Consider the following 15052-nt stretch of genomic DNA (forward strand, 5'->3'; position numbering starts at 1 on the left):
GGCGGGTAAGGTTGGCGGCCTGGTTTCACGAGATCTGTCATGTTCAAGTTGCCCCGCCTGCTGCCTGCCTTATTACTTGCTTTGTGCCTACCCGCTCATGCCAATTGGCACCTGGATGGCGAATCTTCACGGCTGTCCTTCATCACCGGCAAGAATGGCAATACCGCCGAAGTGCATCGCTTTCTGGTGCTGCATGGTACGGTCGACCGCAAGGGTGTGGCCGGTTTGAGGATCGAGATGGACTCGGTGAGCAGCGGTATTCCACTGCGTGACGAGCAAATGCGCGACAACCTGTTTGAGGTCGCGCGCTTCGCCGAGGCCACAGTGAAGACGCAGATCGACCTGCAGCCGATCAATGACCTGGCCGATGGTGCACAGATCGAGTTGCGCCTGCCGCTGACGGTCACCCTGCATGGCCAGTCGCACCGCTACAATGTTTTGTTGCTGGCCACCCGCCTGGATGCGCGGCGCTTCCAGGTGGTGCCCCTAGAGCCTCTGGTGCTGCGCGCCGAAGATTTTGGCTTGATGCCGGGCCTGGAAAGCCTGCGCAAGTTTGCCAGGTTGAAGTCCATCAACCCGTCGGTGCCGGTTAGCGCGGTGCTGATCTTCACTGCTCGCTGACATGGCGGGGCCGGTCTTCCCCTGGCGGGATGGCAACCAGTTCGAACTGCTTATCGACGGCCCCGCGTTCTTTCCGCGCATGCTCCTGGCGATCATGCGTGCCGACTTCCAGGTTGACCTGGAACTGTACCTGGTCGAGGCCGGCGCCTGTGCCGAGGCGGTGGTCGACGCGCTGGAGCAGGCCGCCCGGCGTGGCGTGCGGGTGCGCTGCCTGTTCGATGACTACGGTGCATTGGCCTTCAACAGTGCGTTGCGTCAGCGCCTGCTGGACGCTGGCGTGTACTTGCGCTGGTATAACCGCCTGCGCTGGAAGCGTGGCCTGCGTAACCTGTACCGTGATCATCGCAAATTGCTACTGGTGGACGAACGTTGGGCCGTGGTGGGGGGGACGGGCGTTACCGACGAGTTCTGGAAGCCGGGTGAGGCGACCAGCGAATGGCACGAAGTGATGGTGCAGATGCAGGGGCCGGTGGTGAGCGACTGGCAGTTGCTGTTCGACCGTCAGTGGCACGCCAACACTTGCCGCACCGCCTGGCGCCCTGCTGAAGGCTTTGGCCTGCCGCGTCTGCCCAGGGTGCCTGCGCAGGGACAGGGCATGGGCCGGGTCGCTTATGCCGACGCCCGCCAGCACCAGGACATCCTGCACGCGCTGGTACGGGCACTGAACAGCGGCAAGAAACGGGTATGGCTGGCCACGCCGTACTTCTTGCCGACCTGGAGCGTGCGCCGCTCGTTGCGTCGGGCCGCCAGCAAGGGCCTGGACGTGCGGCTGTTGTTGACCGGTCCGCGCACCGATCACCCCTCGGTACGCTACGCCGGGCATCGTTACTACCCGCGGCTGTTACGCGCGGGCGTACGGATTTTCGAGTACCAGCCGTGCTTCCTGCACCTGAAGATGGCTGTGGTGGACGACTGGGTCAGCGTCGGTTCGTGCAACTTCGACCACTGGAACTTGCGCTTCAACCTTGAAGCCAACATCGAGGCGCTGGACCCGCCGTTGACAGCGGCGGTGGTGGCCAGCTTCGAGCGCGACTTCGCCCTGAGCGAAGAAGTCGATCTCGCTCACTGGCATGCGCGCCCTTTGTGGCGCAGGGTCAAGCAACGGATCTGGGGCTGGCTGGATCGTTTGGTGGTCAACTTCCTCGACCGCCGTGACTGACAGCGGCTATCGTGCAGTGACTATTCACGGTTAACCGAAGGAGTGGGCAAGATGACGGCGAAGAAAATTCTCATGCTGGTGGGCGACTACGTCGAGGATTACGAAGCGATGGTGCCGTTCCAGGCCCTGAGCATGGTAGGCCACACGGTGCATGCGGTGTGCCCGGAAAAGCTGGCGGGGCAGACTGTGCGTACCGCGATTCATGACTTCGAGGGTGAACAGACCTACAGCGAAAAGCCCGGGCACAATTTTGCCCTGAACTATGACTTCGTGCGGGTGCGGCCCGAGAGTTATGACGCGCTGCTGATTCCGGGTGGTCGCGCGCCGGAATACCTGCGCCTGGATGAAAAGGTGTTGGAGCTGGTGCGGGCGTTCGACCAGGCCGGCAAGCCGATTGCGGCGGTATGCCATGGTGCCCAGTTGCTGGCGGCAGCTGGGGTGCTGGATGGGCGTGAATGCAGCGCTTACCCGGCATGTGCGCCAGAAGTGCGCCTGGCGGGTGGCACGTTCATCGACATCGCGGTGGACCAGGCGCATGTGGATGGCAACCTGGTGACCGCCCCGGCATGGCCAGCGCACCCGGCCTGGCTGGCGGCGTTCCTTCAAGTGCTGGGCACGCGTATTGTCTGACAGGCTTGATTGAGTTGGCAGCGGGTTGCTTCAGGCAACCTGCTCAACCCAATCATTGAGGTTGTAGTAGTTGGTCACCCGGGCAATCTTGCCACAGTGAATATAGAAGAACGCCCCCGCCGGCAGCACATAGGTCTGCCCGTTTGCCGCCGGCAAGCCTTCGTCATCGACCAGGTATTGGCCATGTACGGTGAACTCCGCCGCCGCGCGGCTGCCATCGGCGTTCTGCATCACCACGATGTCGGCCAGGCGCTCGCGGTAGCAGCGGTTCATCTTTTCCATGAACGCGGCAAACCTGGCTTTGCCCATCTGACGTTCGCCCTGGTTGATGTCGTGGATCACGTCTTCGCTGAGCAGCGCCAGAAAGCCTGGCATGTCACCCGCGTTGAAGGCGGCGTAGTAAGCATTTACCAGTTCGGTTGCGGTCATGGAACAATTCCTGTCGTGTAGGGAAAAGGCGGGTCGCTAACTCGGATGATAGGGTTTCCCCTCAAGCCCGGCTTAGCCGAGCGCGTCATCCACATCGACAAAACGACCGCCAAACATGGAAATACGCCTGTTGCACGGTGCCGCTATCGCGCCTTACATCGATGACCTCGCTCGCCTGCGCCTTACTGTGTTCCGCGAGTTCCCCTACCTTTACGACGGCACCCCGGAGTACGAGGCCGACTACCTGGCCAACTATGCCCGCTCCGGGCGCAGCCTGGTTGTGCTGGCGCTGGACGACGGCAAAGTGGTCGGCGCCTCTACCGGCCTGCCGCTGGTGGACGTCGCGCCCGAATTCCAGCAGCCGTTCCTGGCCCAGGGGCGCGACCCGGCCAGTGTGTACTACTTCGGTGAGTCGCTGGTGTTGCCGGCATACCGCGGTCAGGGCCTGGGGGTTCGCTTCTTCATCGAGCGCGAGTCCTACGCACACAAACTGGCCGAGTTCGATTATTGCGCGTTCTGCGCGGTCGAACGGCCTGGTGCACACCCGCGACGGCCAGCAGAGTACAAACCCCTGCACGGCTTCTGGCGCAACCGCGGCTTCCTGCACGACCCGTCGCTGCGCACCACCTACGCCTGGCGCGACCTGGACGAGCAGGAAAGCTCCGACAAACTGATGTCGTTCTGGCTCAAGGCACTGCCGATATGATCCGCCTGGCGGCCTGCCAGTACGCCATCGAGCTGCATGAAACATGGGACGCGTACGCCGACCACCTGCAAGGCCTGTGCGCCGAAGCGGTGGAGGCGGGGGCACGCTTGCTGCTGTTGCCGGAGTACGCCGGGCTGGTGCTGAGCGGCCAGCTGAGTGCCGGGCAGCGGGAAGACCTGAAGGCTTCGATTGCCGGCATCCAGCCGCTGATCGAACCCTGGAAAGCGTTGTGCGAGAGCCTTGCCCGGCGCTGGGGGATCTACCTGCAACCGGGCAGTGTGCCGGTGCTGGACAGCGATGGGCGCTACCGCAACCGTGCCTGGCTGTTCGGCCCCCAAGGTGTGCTGGGTTATCAGGACAAACTGATGATGACCCGCTTCGAGCGCGAGCAGTGGGACATTGCTGCAGGCCAGGGGCTGCAGGTGTTCGAAACCGAACTGGGGCGCTTGGGCATTCTGATCTGCTACGACAACGAGTTCCCGATGCTGGCCCGCCGCTTGGCCGAGTGTGGTGCCGACCTGATCCTGGCGCCGAGTTGTACCGATACCGAGGCCGGTTACCATCGGGTGCGTATTGGCGCCCAGGCGCGCGCCCTGGAGAACCAGATTGCCGTGTTGCAGAGCCCTACGGTGGGGGTGGCGCCGTGGTCACCGGCATTGGACGAGAATATCGGCCGGGCAGGCCTGTTCGTGCCGCCGGATCACGGGATGCCGGGCGATGGGGTGCTGGCGTTGAGTGAGCAGTTGAGCCCGGACTGCAGCCAGTGGCTGGTGTGCGAGGTGGATCTGGAGGAAGTGCGGCGGGTGAGACAGGAAGGGCAGGTGTTTACCTGGCGGGACTGGCCGGAGCAGTTCGAGAGAGTCCTGTGACGACAGTGGCGGCCTCTTCGCGGGCAAGTCCGCTCCTACAGGTCAACGCGTAGCCTTCTGGCTTGTGCTGTACGTGTGGGAGCAGGCCTGCCCGCGAAGCAGCCACCGCAGTTACATCAGGTTACTTCACTTCGACGGCCAGGCTTTCGGCAATCTTGCTCTGCCACAGGGCAGGGCCAGTGATGTGTACCGACTCGCCGTTGCTGTCCACGGCGACGGTCACCGGCATGTCCTTGACTTCGAACTCGTAGATCGCTTCCATGCCCAGCTCGGCGAAGGCCAGTACCTTCGATTTGCGGATGGCCTGGGCTACCAGGTAGGCAGCGCCGCCAACGGCCATCAGGTACACGGCCTTGTTGTCCTTGATCGCCTCGATGGCGGTCGGGCCACGCTCGGACTTGCCGATCATGCCCAGCAGGCCAGTCTGCTCGAGGATCTGGCGGGTAAACTTGTCCATACGGGTAGCAGTGGTCGGGCCGGCTGGGCCTACCACTTCGTCACCCACCGGGTCGACCGGGCCTACGTAGTAGATGAAGCGGCCTTTCAGGTCTACCGGCAACTCTTCGCCACGGTTGAGCATCTCAACCATGCGCTTGTGCGCGGCATCGCGGCCGGTCAGCATCTTGCCGTTGAGCAGGATGGTTTCACCCGGCTTCCAGCTGGCCACTTCTTCCGGGGTAATGTCGTCGAGGTTGACGCGACGGGCGCTCGGGCCAGCTTCCCAGACGATTTCCGGGTAAGCGTCCAGCGACGGCGCTTCCAGTTCTGCCGGGCCGGTGCCATCGAGCACGAAGTGGGCATGGCGGGTGGCGGCGCAGTTGGGGATCATGCACACCGGCAAGGACGCGGCGTGGGTCGGGTAGTCCATGATCTTGACGTCGAGCACGGTGGTCAGGCCACCCAGGCCCTGGGCGCCGATGCCCAGCTGGTTGACCTTGTCGAACAGCTCCAGGCGGATTTCTTCCAGGCGGTTCTGTGGGCCACGGGCTTTCAGTTCGTGAATGTCGATGGACTCCATCAACACTTCCTTGGCCATGACCGCGGCCTTCTCGGCGGTACCGCCGATGCCGATGCCGAGCATGCCGGGCGGGCACCAGCCAGCACCCATGGTCGGCACGGTCTTCAGTACCCAGTCGACGATCGAGTCGGACGGGTTGAGCATGGCCATCTTCGACTTGTTTTCCGAGCCACCGCCCTTGGCTGCGACATCCACTTCGACCTTGTCGCCAGGGACGATGGAGTAGTGGATCACTGCCGGAGTGTTGTCCTTGGTGTTCTTGCGGGCACCGGCCGGGTCGGCCAGGATCGAAGCGCGCAGGACGTTCTCAGGCAGGTTGTAGGCGCGACGCACACCTTCGTTGATCATGTCGTCGACGCTCATGGTGGCGCCATCCCAGCGCACGTCCATGCCCACGCGGATGAACACGGTGACGATACCGGTGTCCTGGCAGATTGGACGATGGCCGGTGGCGCACATGCGCGAGTTGATCAGGATCTGGGCGATGGAATCGCGTGCAGCAGGCGACTCTTCACGCAGATAGGCCTCGTGCATGGCCTGGATGAAATCGACGGGGTGGTAGTACGAGATGAATTGCAGGGCGTCGGCGACGCTCTGAATCAGGTCGTCTTGCTTGATCACGGTCATGCAGCGCGCTCCTCTTAAAGACGGGAACATTCAAAAAGACGCTCGACATAGCCGACCAGCACGTCGAAGCGCCTTGCAAGGCGCCGGCAGGTCAGGCCGACGGAAAAAGGCGCGGCAGTATAGCGCGCATCCGTGCCCGGCACACCTGCGGCCGGTCTGGACCATGGTCGGCAGCGCGCAGGCATCTATTTTGCTGGTGTGCTCTGCTTGGCTTACAGTGAGCCTTGGACAGCAGGAGATGTACCGAACATGCCCGAAATTTGCGTGGGCGAGCGCCGCTGGCTGGTGCCCATTGGCAGCAACCTGCTCGATGCCCTCAACGAGGCGGGACTGAATGTGCCTTACAGTTGCCGCGCGGGCAGTTGCCACGCCTGCCTGGTGCGCTGCCTGGACGGGCAACCGGCAGACGCTTTGCCCGAGGCTTTGGCATTGGAGAAACACGCCCAGGGCTGGCGTCTGGCTTGCCAGTGCCGGGTGGTCGAGGACCTGCGTGTGGCGCTATACGACCCCCAGCAGGGTGGCGTACCGGCGCATGTCTGCGCTTTGGAATGGTTTGGCGATGTCTTGCGCCTGCGGTTGCGGCCCGATCGGGTGGTGCGTTACCAGGCGGGGCAGCACGTGGTGCTGTGGCTAGGCGCGGTTGCTCGGCCTTATTCCTTGGCCAGCCTGCCAGGCGAGGATGATTTTCTCGAGTTTCATATCGATTGCCAGCGGCCTGGTGCCTTTTGCGACAAGGCGCGTGGTCTGCGGGTCGGCGATGAGATGCGTTTGGGGGAGTTCAGAGGCGGAGCCCTTCATTACGACCCTGATTGGCAGGAGCGGCCGCTGTGGTTGCTGGCTGCGGGAACAGGGCTGGCGCCGCTCTGGGGTATCTTGCGCGAAGCGTTGCGCCGGGGACATCGGGGCGAAATCCGGGTGGTGCATGTGGCGCGCGATCAGGCTGGGCACTACCTGGCGGAGCCGCTGCTGAAGCTCCCAGGGGTGAGTGTCGAGCTGGTGCTGGCGGAGCAGCTGGATGAAGCGTTGGCCAGGATGCGGTTATTGTCGCGGCAGACGGTGGCGCTGCTGTGTGGGGCGCCGGGGAGTGTCGAACGGTTTGCCCGGTGCATGTTCATGGCAGGGGTACCGCGGGGACAGGTGTTTGCTGATGTGTTCGTCGAGCATGCCTGAGGGTAGCACTTGAAGTGCGAAGGGCCGCAAAGCGGCCCCTCTTTCATGCGGCGCTGTGCTCGGCGACGGGCACCTCGGCCTGCGCCCGCCGATAGAGAACCAGGTAATACGACCCCAGTCCGATCAACCAGCAGAACACTGCTGTCCACACATTGTGCGACAGGAAGTGCGCCCCCTGCATCATCCTGCCCACCGACAGTATCGACCCTGCTGTCAAGGCCACTACAAAGGCCACCCGCGCCAGGCGCGGCTTGCGATCACGCAGCATGAAGAACAAGGCGAACAGGCAGAACCCGGTCGCTGCATGCCCGCCCGGCCAGCACAGCCCAGGCTTGTCGGTAGGCGGCCGTGGTTCCAGCAGCTTGCTGTAGGTTTCGGTGCCGCCAAACTGGGTCAGGCTCCAAGGGCACTGCACCTGGGTGACTTTTTTCAGCGGCGTGACAAACGCTGTGGACAAGCCCAGCGCCAGCGCCAGGCAGCCCAGTTCACGGCGCCAGCCAAACAGGCGCTTCCAGAACAAGCTCGCGGCAAAGGTCAGCAGCGATATCACCCCCAACAGAATCACCACTTGCTTGACCCGGTCATGCAGGATGTTTTCCAACAGGTAACTGTGGCGGCCAATGAACTGCCCGGCAGCGGGGTCGAAGAACAGGTTGGCGACATCCATGTCGACTGAAGTCAGTTCCAGCAGGATCAGGGCCAGCGCAGTCGCCAGGGGAATCCCCAGGTACAGCCAGACGTTGATCGGGCGAGGGCGGGTGCGTTGCTGCATGACGGCTCCAGGGCGCGAAAAAGAGCGGGTATTTTCGGCCGCCCGCTATCCTGTGTCCGTGAAGGATCAGTGAAAAAACTGTCAAGTGGGGTGAATTTTCCCAAGGGCTGGCACCGTGCAGGCATTGGCCTTAAGCTGCGCCTGCCGCGCACCACAGCGAGAAGCGCCGCACAGGAGAAACCGATGCGCATTCTTTTGGTTGAAGACAACCGCGATATCCTGGCCAACCTGGCCGATTACCTGGGCATGAAAGGCTACACCGTCGACTGTGCCCAGGATGGCCTGTCCGGGCTGCATCTGGCTGCCACCGAGCACTACGACCTGATCGTACTCGACATCATGCTGCCAGGCATTGATGGTTACACCTTGTGCAAGCGCCTGCGCGAAGATGCCCGCCGTGACACGCCGGTGATCATGCTCACTGCCCGTGACCAGCTGGACGACCGCCTGCAAGGCTTCCGCTCGGGTGCTGACGATTACCTGCTCAAGCCATTTGCCCTGTCGGAGCTGGCGGCGCGCATCGAAGCGGTGCTGCGCCGTGCCCAGGGCGGTGGGCGCCGTACCCTGCAGGTGGCTGACCTCAGCTACGACCTCGATACCCTGGAGGTTACCCGCCAGGGTCGCCTGCTGAAGCTCAACCCGGTCGGTCTCAAGCTGCTGGCGGTACTGATGCAGAAAAGCCCGCACGTACTGCGCCGCGAGGTGCTGGAAGAAGCCTTGTGGGGCGATGACTGCCCCGATAGCGACAGCCTGCGCAGCCATGTGCATCAACTGCGCCAGGTGATCGACAAACCGTTTGAGAAACCGTTGCTGCATACCGTCCATGGCGTCGGCTATCGCCTCGCCGAGGGCCGCGATGGAGTTTAAGCAAAGTCTTGCCCAGCGCATCATCATCGCCTTTGCCCTGATGAGCGCGCTGGTGGCCGGGGCCTTCGCATTCGGTATCGTCGGCACGGTGCACCTGGTCGAGGAGCGACTGATTTCCTCGGTACTGGGTGGTGACCTGCAGCGCCTGCTGCGTATGGACAGCGTCAGTGACTGGAGTCATCGGCCTCGCCCAGACCAGCTGTTCTACTTCAGTGGCGGGCGTGACGACTTCGAGCTGCCCAAGGACCTGCGTCACCTCGACCGCGGTTTCCACGAGGTGTTCCGAGACCAGCTGTCCTACCACGCCATGGTCGAGATCGTCGATGGTCGCCGCTATGTACTGCTGCAGGACCAGAGCGACTTCGAGGAGCGCGAGCGCGTACTGTTTGCCGTGGTTGTAGTGGGCTTCGTGCTCAGTCTGGTGTTGGCGGTCATCCTTGGCTGGCTGGTTGCACGTCGGGTAATGGCACCGGTCATCCGCCTGGCGCGTCAGGTGCGCCACCGCGATCAACTACTGGGCCTGGCCCCGCCGCTGGCTCCGGATTATGCGGCAGACGAAGTCGGCCAGCTTGCAGTGGCTTTCGACGACACCCTTGGGCGCCTGCGCGATGCGCTGACCCGAGAGCGGCTGTTCACCAGCGACGTCAGCCACGAGCTGCGCACGCCGTTGATGGTGTTGGCTACCTCGTGTGAGCTTCTGATGGAAAACCCTGGTCTCGATGCCCGCGCGCGTAGCCAGGTGGAGCGCGTGGCGCGGGCCACCGAAGAAATGCGCGAGCTGGTCAAGACCTTCCTCATGTTGGCCCGGGCGCAGCGTGATGAGGGTGCAGTGGCGTCACGGGCGACCCTGCGCGAAGTGGCCGACGAGCTTATCGGGGTGTGGCGCGACACCATCGAACAGAAAGGCCTCACCCTGTATTTCGATGGCCGCGTGAGCGCTAGCCCTGTGCTGTACAACGCCACCTTCCTGCAGTCGGTGATGGGCAACCTGCTGCGCAATGCTGCGCACTACACCGACAGTGGGTATATCCGCCTGAGCCTGGAAGCCAACGGGTTCAGCGTGGAGGACAGCGGTGTGGGTATCCCCGAAGAGCAGCGCGAGGCCATGTTCAGGCCGTTCGTGCGGGGCGATGAGCGACGCGGCGAGGGCCTGGGGCTGGGGCTTTCGCTGGTGCAGCGGATCTGTGACGACCAAGGTTGGCGTGTCACCCTGACATCCACCTTGCCGCATGGCTGCCGCTTCCAGGTAGACCTGAGCAACACCACGGTCAAAGGCGACATGGACGCCTTGGTCGAGTAATTTCCTGTATCAGGTCAAATAGTGCTCAACGTTTTTTTCACATTGGCATGACCTGATTCCAACGCTTGCCTACCTAATGTGGGCGCAATGGAGTCAGGAGATGCCCAATGCGTAGCCCCATCAAGCTTGAATTTTCCGAGAAGTACGACAAAGACCATGCGCGCGAGTACTTTCTCAAGCACCAGGACGGCCTGGCGCGACGCCTTTCCCACAAGCGAGATGAGCAGTTGGCGCGCCGCGCCTTGGCATTGGCGGGCGAGCCTGGCCTGGTACTCGACCTGCCATGCGGAGCGGGCCGTTTCTGGCCGCTGTTGGCGGAAAAGCCCAATCGGGTAATCATCGGTGCCGACAACTCCGAGGCCATGATCGAGACAGCCTGTGCGGCGCAACCGCCAGAAGTGGTGGCACGGGTACGGCCTTTGCAGACTTCGGCATTTGCCATCGACCTGCCAGATAACGCCGTGGACAGCATTTTCTGCATGCGCCTGTTCCATCACATTGGCGAGTCGGCGCACAGAAAGACCATTCTTTCGGAATTTCAACGGGTTAGCCGTGATAGTGTGATCCTGTCACTGTGGGTGGATGGCAACTTCAAGGCCTGGCGCCGGAAAAAGCTGGAGCAGCGCCGTAGCACCAAGGCCGAACAGGATAAGTACCAGAACCGTTTCGTGTTACCTGCCGAAACGGTCGAAGAAGAATTCAGGGCCGCCGGCTTCAGAATCCAGGAACGCCTCGACTTCCTGCCGTTCTATGCCATGTGGCGAGTCTACGTATTGCGTAAGGGGTAGTGTTTGATGGCTGTAGCCCATAAAGGGGAATCGCAGTTCGATTTTTACTGGCGCCAGCAAGGCGAGTGGGTCGAGGAGCCTAACCAGCGCCGCGGCGGCGAGAGTGGCGTGCAACGCCTCAACGATGCCAATGGCAAGTTGTTGTATGCCAAGCGCCAGGTTGGGCATATCTACCGCAGCCTGTTGCACCCGTTCGGTCGGCCGACGGTATTGCGTGAACTCGATGCGCTCAACAGTTTCGAGCAACTGGGCGTGCGTGTACCGCGCATCGTCTTCTGTGGCGCGCAGCGCGATGCCGAGCACCAGTGGCGCGCGCTGCTGGTCAGCGAAGCGCTGGACGGTTTCGTCGAACTCGACACCTGGCATGCCGAAGGTGCCCGCGAGCGTTACCCGCAGGTGGTGCATGAGCGCATGCTCAAGGACCTGGCGGACAACCTGGCGCGGATGCACCTGGGGCACTGGCAGCACGGCTGCCTGTACGGCAAGCACGTTTTTATCAAGGTGATCGGCGAGGGCGAGCAGGCCCGCGTCGAAGTGGCGCTGCTGGACCTGGAAAAGTGCAGGCGGCGTATCAGTTGCCAGCGGGCGGCCGGCAATGACTTGCGTCAGCTACGCCGCCATTCGTCGCTCAATGACGCGGAATGGCGGACGCTGCTCTACTTTTACAAGATGGCGTTTGGCAGCGCTGTCAAAGGGTTAGAGTAATGAAACTAGAAATTGCTCGAGCTTTGTTCCTGGTAGCTGGCCTGGCGGTGACCACCGTGGCGGTGGCTGCCTGGGAAGAGCCGAGACCGACGGTGTTCAGCAAGGCAGAGATGGCAGACCAGTGCGCGTTGCCGCGGGGGGCAAAACCGCAGCAGGCCCGGACTGAGCCGGACCATGACCTTTTGCTGTTCCTGTTTGGCTTGCGTCAAGGGTTGCGACCATTCGGTTGAACCCTGCGTTAGCGTGAAAAGCCAGAGGCCTCGCGATTGCGGGGCCTCTGGCTTTTTGCGGCTGCGTTGCCGGCCTCTTCGCGGGCATGCCCGCTCCCACAGGTCGGCTCAAGCGATTGCAGGTTCCTTGGCGCTCGCCTTGTGCGCCAGCAGGGTGTAGATGCATGGCAACACAAACAAGGTAAACAGCGTGCCAATCGACATCCCGGTGGCAATCACCATACCGATGTCAAACCGGCTGACCGCGCCCGCCCCGGTCGCCAGAATCAGCGGCACCATGCCGAACACCATCGCCGCCGTGGTCATCAGCACCGGCCGCAGGCGAATGGCCGCTGCTTCCTCGATCGCGTCGCGCACACTCAGGCCACGCTCCTCGCGTAGTTGGTTGGCGAACTCGACGATCAGGATACCGTGCTTGCTGATCAGCCCGATCAAAGTCACCAGCCCGACCTGGGTGTAGATGTTCATGCTCGACACACCCAGGAACAGCGGCAAAAGCGCGCCACAGATCGACAACGGCACTGTCACCAGAATCACCAACGGGTCGCGGAAGCTTTCGAACTGCGCAGCCAGCACGAGGAAAATGATCGCCAGCGCCAGACCGAAGGTGACCCACAATGCGCTACCTTCCTGAACGTACTGACGGGCCACGCCGGCGTAGTCGAAGGAAAAGCCTTCCGGTGCCTCTTCGCGAGCGATGTCTTCCACGGTCTTCAAAGCCTCACCCAGGCTGACCATGGGGACGCCCTGGATGATCGCAGCGTTCAGTTGCTGGAACTGGTTGAGCTGGCGTGGGCGAGCGCGATCGGTGAGGGTGATCAGGGTCGACAGCGGCAGCAACTGGCCCTGGTCGTTCTTCACGTAGTAATTGTTCAGCCAGCCGGGGTTGTCGCGGTACGGCCGCTCAACCTGAGCGATCACCTTGTAACTGCGGCCCTCAAGGGTGAAACGGTTGATTTCCGCCTCGCCCAGCAGGGTCGCCAGAGTGCCGCCTATGGTGTCCATCGACACCCCCATCTGCGCCGCCTTTGCCCGGTCGATGTCCACAACCACTTCGGGCTTGTCGAAGGCAAGATCGATATCGAGGAAGGCGAACTTGCCCGACTCCTGAGCGCGCGTCTTGATGCGTTGGGCCACTTCCAGCAGTGCCGGGTAGTCGCCAGCGGTATTGATCACGAACTGGAATGGCAAGCCCTCGCCAGTGCCGGGCAACGACGGCAGGTTGAAGCCGAAGATCTGCAGCCCGCTGATTTCCTCGAGTTTGGCCTGCACCAGCGGCAGTAGCTCCATCTGTGTGCGTTCGCGCTCGTCCCAAGGCTTGAGCAAAAAACCACCAATGCCGGTCTGTACGCCATTGAAGCCGTTGATCTGAAACGACGAATAATACTCGGGGAAGGCCTTGAACAGTGGTGTGAACTGGTCGGTGTAGGCGTTTAGGTAGTCAAGGTTGGTCGGCTGTGGCGAGCTGCTCATCATGAATATCACCCCCTGGTCCTCGTTGGGCGCCAGTTCGTTCTGGGTGAATGTGAGCAGCACCGGAATCAGGCACAGGATGATCACGGCAAACACCAGCACCACCGGCCGGCTGTCGAGGGTGGCGTGCAGCACGCGCTGGTAGCGCTCCTTCAGGCGTTCGAACAGCTGGTCGAGGCGGTGGGCCAAGCCTCTCGGGTTCTGCTCCCGGCGCAGCAGCAGGGCGCACATCATCGGTGACAGGGTAAGGGCAACGACACCTGAAATGATCACCGCCCCGGCCAGCGTCAGGGCAAACTCCTTGAACAGCGCGCCAGTGAGCCCGGTGAGGAAGCCGATCGGTGCATACACGGCGGCAAGGGTGATGGTCATCGACACCACAGGCATAGCGATCTCGCGCGCGCCTTCCAGGGCGGCGTCGAACGGCGACTTGCCTTCTTCCATGTGCCGGTGGATGTTTTCCACCACCACAATGGCATCGTCCACCACCAGGCCGATGGCCAGCACCATGGCGAGCAGGGTCAGCAGGTTGAGCGAATAGCCCATCATCTGCATGAAGAACAGTACACCGATCATCGACAGCGGTATGGTCACTACCGGAATCAGTACCGAGCGCAGGGCACCGAGGAACAGGAACACCACCACGATGACGATCAGCACCGCTTCGCCCAAGGTCTTGATTACTTCGTCGATCGAGGCCTGGATGAACCGCGTGGCGTCGTAGGCAATCGACACTTTCAGTGCCGAGGGCAGCTGGCTTTCCAGCTCTGGCATGATGCGCCGCACTTCCTTGATGACATCCAGCGGGTTGGCGGCCGGGGTGGCCTTGATGCCGATATAGACCGATGGGGTACCGTCGAACGAGCTGACCGTGTCGTAGTTTTCTGCGCCCATCTCGACCCGCGCCACATCGCCCAGCAGCACGCGGCTGTCACCGCTGGTCTTGAGCGGCAGGGCGGCGAACGCCTCGGCCGACTTCAGCTCGGTACTGGCGTTGACGCTGGTGACCACGTATTCACCCTTCACCTCGCCAGCGGCAGAAAGGAAGTTGTAGCGGCGCACGGCATTGGTCACGTCGGTAGCCGAAAGGCCGAAACCGGCCAGTTTTACCGGGTCCAGCCATAGGCGCATGGCGAACACCTGGTTGCCGAGGATCTCCGCCTCGGCCATGCCCGGCAAAGTGGCCAGCTTGGGCTGAATTACCCGTGACAGGTAGTCGGTGATCTGCGGGTTGCTCATTTCCTTGCTGTAGAAACTGACGTACATCAGCGCCGAGGCGTCGGCAGCTTCCTTGCTCAGTACCGGGTCTTCTGAGTCCTGGGGTAGCTTGTTGCGCACCTCATTGGCCTTGGCCAGCAGCTCGGTGAACAGCCGGTCGCTGTCGGCGCCAATGCGCGCGTAAATGGAAATGATCGAGAAGTTCTGCCGGCTCACCGACGTCATATAGTCGATGCCTTCTGCGCTGGCCAGGCTTTGCTGCAATGGCTGGGTGATGTAGCCCTGAATGGTTTCGGCGTTGGCCCCGGGGTAGGCGGTGGTGACCGTGATCAGGGCGTTTTCCATTTGTGGGTACTGGCGGATCTGCAGCTTGTTCCAGGCCTGGAAGCCGAGCAGCAGAATCAGCAGGCTGACCACGCTGGCCAGCACCGGGCGGCGGATGAACGGGTCGGTGAACGCCATGCCAGCCT

Annotated in this window: 15 protein-coding genes; 11 read left to right on the forward strand and 4 right to left on the reverse strand. The window is 62.4% G+C overall.

Features of this window, described 5'->3' with window-relative positions; translation table 11 throughout:
* Positions 1-39: 39 nt before the first annotated feature.
* Genes ACYCCG_RS22685 through ACYCCG_RS22695 form a run of 3 tightly spaced genes read left to right on the forward strand, consistent with a single transcriptional unit; the run spans position 40 to position 2410 of the window.
* The gene (locus ACYCCG_RS22685) at positions 40-621 is read left to right on the forward strand and encodes a YceI family protein (RefSeq protein ID WP_459671834.1); all 582 of its coding nucleotides are present in this window, start codon (positions 40-42) and stop codon (positions 619-621) included.
* A 1-nt stretch (position 622) separates the two neighbouring features.
* A complete protein-coding gene (locus ACYCCG_RS22690; protein WP_459671836.1) occupies positions 623-1780 on the forward strand; it encodes a phospholipase D-like domain-containing protein in 1158 nt (385 codons plus the stop codon).
* Between the two features lie 51 nt (positions 1781-1831).
* Positions 1832-2410 carry a DJ-1/PfpI family protein gene (locus ACYCCG_RS22695; RefSeq protein WP_021781811.1) on the forward strand — a complete coding sequence of 193 codons (579 nt, stop codon included), beginning with the start codon at positions 1832-1834 and terminating at the stop codon, positions 2408-2410.
* 30 nt (positions 2411-2440) lie between these two features.
* Here the strand turns inward: ACYCCG_RS22695 and ACYCCG_RS22700 are convergent, their stop codons facing one another.
* Entirely contained in the window at positions 2441-2839 is a 399-nt protein-coding gene (locus tag ACYCCG_RS22700; RefSeq protein ID WP_176683785.1) for a nuclear transport factor 2 family protein, read from the reverse strand.
* Between the two features lie 115 nt (positions 2840-2954).
* On the opposite strand from ACYCCG_RS22700, the gene ACYCCG_RS22705 reads away from it, so the two are divergent.
* Together ACYCCG_RS22705 and ACYCCG_RS22710 are read left to right on the forward strand one after the other, a co-directional pair.
* Positions 2955-3545: a GNAT family N-acetyltransferase gene (locus tag ACYCCG_RS22705; RefSeq protein ID WP_003255235.1), complete on the forward strand. Its 591-nt coding sequence runs from the start codon at positions 2955-2957 to the stop codon at positions 3543-3545.
* Entirely contained in the window at positions 3542-4414 is an 873-nt protein-coding gene (locus ACYCCG_RS22710; RefSeq protein ID WP_209967882.1) for a carbon-nitrogen hydrolase family protein, read from the forward strand. Before ACYCCG_RS22705 ends, ACYCCG_RS22710 begins: the two co-directional genes overlap by 4 nt.
* Positions 4415-4535: 121 nt before the next feature.
* Here ACYCCG_RS22710 and ACYCCG_RS22715 read toward each other — a convergent pair whose 3' ends face one another.
* Positions 4536-6059 carry a fumarate hydratase gene (locus ACYCCG_RS22715; protein ID WP_003255232.1) on the reverse strand — a complete coding sequence of 508 codons (1524 nt, stop codon included), beginning with the start codon at positions 6057-6059 and terminating at the stop codon, positions 4536-4538.
* 249 nt (positions 6060-6308) lie between these two features.
* Between ACYCCG_RS22715 and ACYCCG_RS22720 the strand changes: the two genes are divergently transcribed.
* The gene (locus ACYCCG_RS22720; RefSeq protein WP_459671839.1) at positions 6309-7229 is read left to right on the forward strand and encodes an iron-sulfur-binding ferredoxin reductase; all 921 of its coding nucleotides are present in this window, start codon (positions 6309-6311) and stop codon (positions 7227-7229) included.
* Between the two features lie 43 nt (positions 7230-7272).
* Here ACYCCG_RS22720 and ACYCCG_RS22725 read toward each other — a convergent pair whose 3' ends face one another.
* A complete protein-coding gene (locus ACYCCG_RS22725) occupies positions 7273-8001 on the reverse strand; it encodes a phosphatase PAP2 family protein (RefSeq protein WP_209967878.1) in 729 nt (242 codons plus the stop codon).
* Positions 8002-8184: 183 nt separating this feature from the next.
* Between ACYCCG_RS22725 and colR the strand changes: the two genes are divergently transcribed.
* The 5 genes from colR to ACYCCG_RS22750 all read left to right on the forward strand — a co-directional run bounded on the left by colR (position 8185) and on the right by ACYCCG_RS22750 (position 11891).
* Positions 8185-8868 carry a two-component system response regulator ColR gene (colR, locus tag ACYCCG_RS22730; protein ID WP_003255215.1) on the forward strand — a complete coding sequence of 228 codons (684 nt, stop codon included), beginning with the start codon at positions 8185-8187 and terminating at the stop codon, positions 8866-8868.
* Entirely contained in the window at positions 8858-10168 is a 1311-nt protein-coding gene (locus ACYCCG_RS22735) for a sensor histidine kinase (RefSeq protein WP_176683781.1), read from the forward strand. Before colR ends, ACYCCG_RS22735 begins: the two co-directional genes overlap by 11 nt.
* 107 nt (positions 10169-10275) lie before the next feature.
* Entirely contained in the window at positions 10276-10956 is a 681-nt protein-coding gene (locus ACYCCG_RS22740) for a class I SAM-dependent methyltransferase (protein ID WP_176683780.1), read from the forward strand.
* Between the two features lie 6 nt (positions 10957-10962).
* Positions 10963-11661, forward strand: a complete 699-nt coding sequence (locus ACYCCG_RS22745; RefSeq protein ID WP_176683779.1) for a lipopolysaccharide kinase InaA family protein — start codon at positions 10963-10965, stop codon at positions 11659-11661.
* Entirely contained in the window at positions 11661-11891 is a 231-nt protein-coding gene (locus tag ACYCCG_RS22750; RefSeq protein WP_339444381.1) for a hypothetical protein, read from the forward strand. The genes ACYCCG_RS22745 and ACYCCG_RS22750 overlap by 1 nt, the downstream gene beginning before the upstream one ends.
* 108 nt (positions 11892-11999) lie before the next feature.
* On the opposite strand, the gene ACYCCG_RS22755 is transcribed toward ACYCCG_RS22750, so the two are convergent.
* Positions 12000-15044, reverse strand: a complete 3045-nt coding sequence (locus ACYCCG_RS22755) for a multidrug efflux RND transporter permease subunit (protein WP_209967872.1) — start codon at positions 15042-15044, stop codon at positions 12000-12002.
* Positions 15045-15052: the final 8 nt, after the last annotated feature.

This window comes from Pseudomonas sp. VEM90 (genome assembly GCF_054611535.1).

Bases quoted from the DNA above. Each gene is read 5' to 3' on its own strand.
- ACYCCG_RS22685 (WP_459671834.1), top strand. From the start codon at position 40: ATGTTCAAGTTGCCCCGCCTGCTGCCTGCCTTATTACTTGCTTTGTGC.
- ACYCCG_RS22690 (WP_459671836.1), top strand. From the start codon at position 623: ATGGCGGGGCCGGTCTTCCCCTGGCGGGATGGCAACCAGTTCGAACTG.
- ACYCCG_RS22695 (WP_021781811.1), top strand. From the start codon at position 1,832: ATGACGGCGAAGAAAATTCTCATGCTGGTGGGCGACTACGTCGAGGAT.
- ACYCCG_RS22700 (WP_176683785.1), bottom strand. From the start codon at position 2,839: ATGACCGCAACCGAACTGGTAAATGCTTACTACGCCGCCTTCAACGCG.
- ACYCCG_RS22705 (WP_003255235.1), top strand. From the start codon at position 2,955: ATGGAAATACGCCTGTTGCACGGTGCCGCTATCGCGCCTTACATCGAT.
- ACYCCG_RS22710 (WP_209967882.1), top strand. From the start codon at position 3,542: ATGATCCGCCTGGCGGCCTGCCAGTACGCCATCGAGCTGCATGAAACA.
- ACYCCG_RS22715 (WP_003255232.1), bottom strand. From the start codon at position 6,059: ATGACCGTGATCAAGCAAGACGACCTGATTCAGAGCGTCGCCGACGCC.
- ACYCCG_RS22720 (WP_459671839.1), top strand. From the start codon at position 6,309: ATGCCCGAAATTTGCGTGGGCGAGCGCCGCTGGCTGGTGCCCATTGGC.
- ACYCCG_RS22725 (WP_209967878.1), bottom strand. From the start codon at position 8,001: ATGCAGCAACGCACCCGCCCTCGCCCGATCAACGTCTGGCTGTACCTG.
- colR (WP_003255215.1), top strand. From the start codon at position 8,185: ATGCGCATTCTTTTGGTTGAAGACAACCGCGATATCCTGGCCAACCTG.
- ACYCCG_RS22735 (WP_176683781.1), top strand. From the start codon at position 8,858: ATGGAGTTTAAGCAAAGTCTTGCCCAGCGCATCATCATCGCCTTTGCC.
- ACYCCG_RS22740 (WP_176683780.1), top strand. From the start codon at position 10,276: ATGCGTAGCCCCATCAAGCTTGAATTTTCCGAGAAGTACGACAAAGAC.
- ACYCCG_RS22745 (WP_176683779.1), top strand. From the start codon at position 10,963: ATGGCTGTAGCCCATAAAGGGGAATCGCAGTTCGATTTTTACTGGCGC.
- ACYCCG_RS22750 (WP_339444381.1), top strand. From the start codon at position 11,661: ATGAAACTAGAAATTGCTCGAGCTTTGTTCCTGGTAGCTGGCCTGGCG.
- ACYCCG_RS22755 (WP_209967872.1), bottom strand. From the start codon at position 15,044: ATGGCGTTCACCGACCCGTTCATCCGCCGCCCGGTGCTGGCCAGCGTG.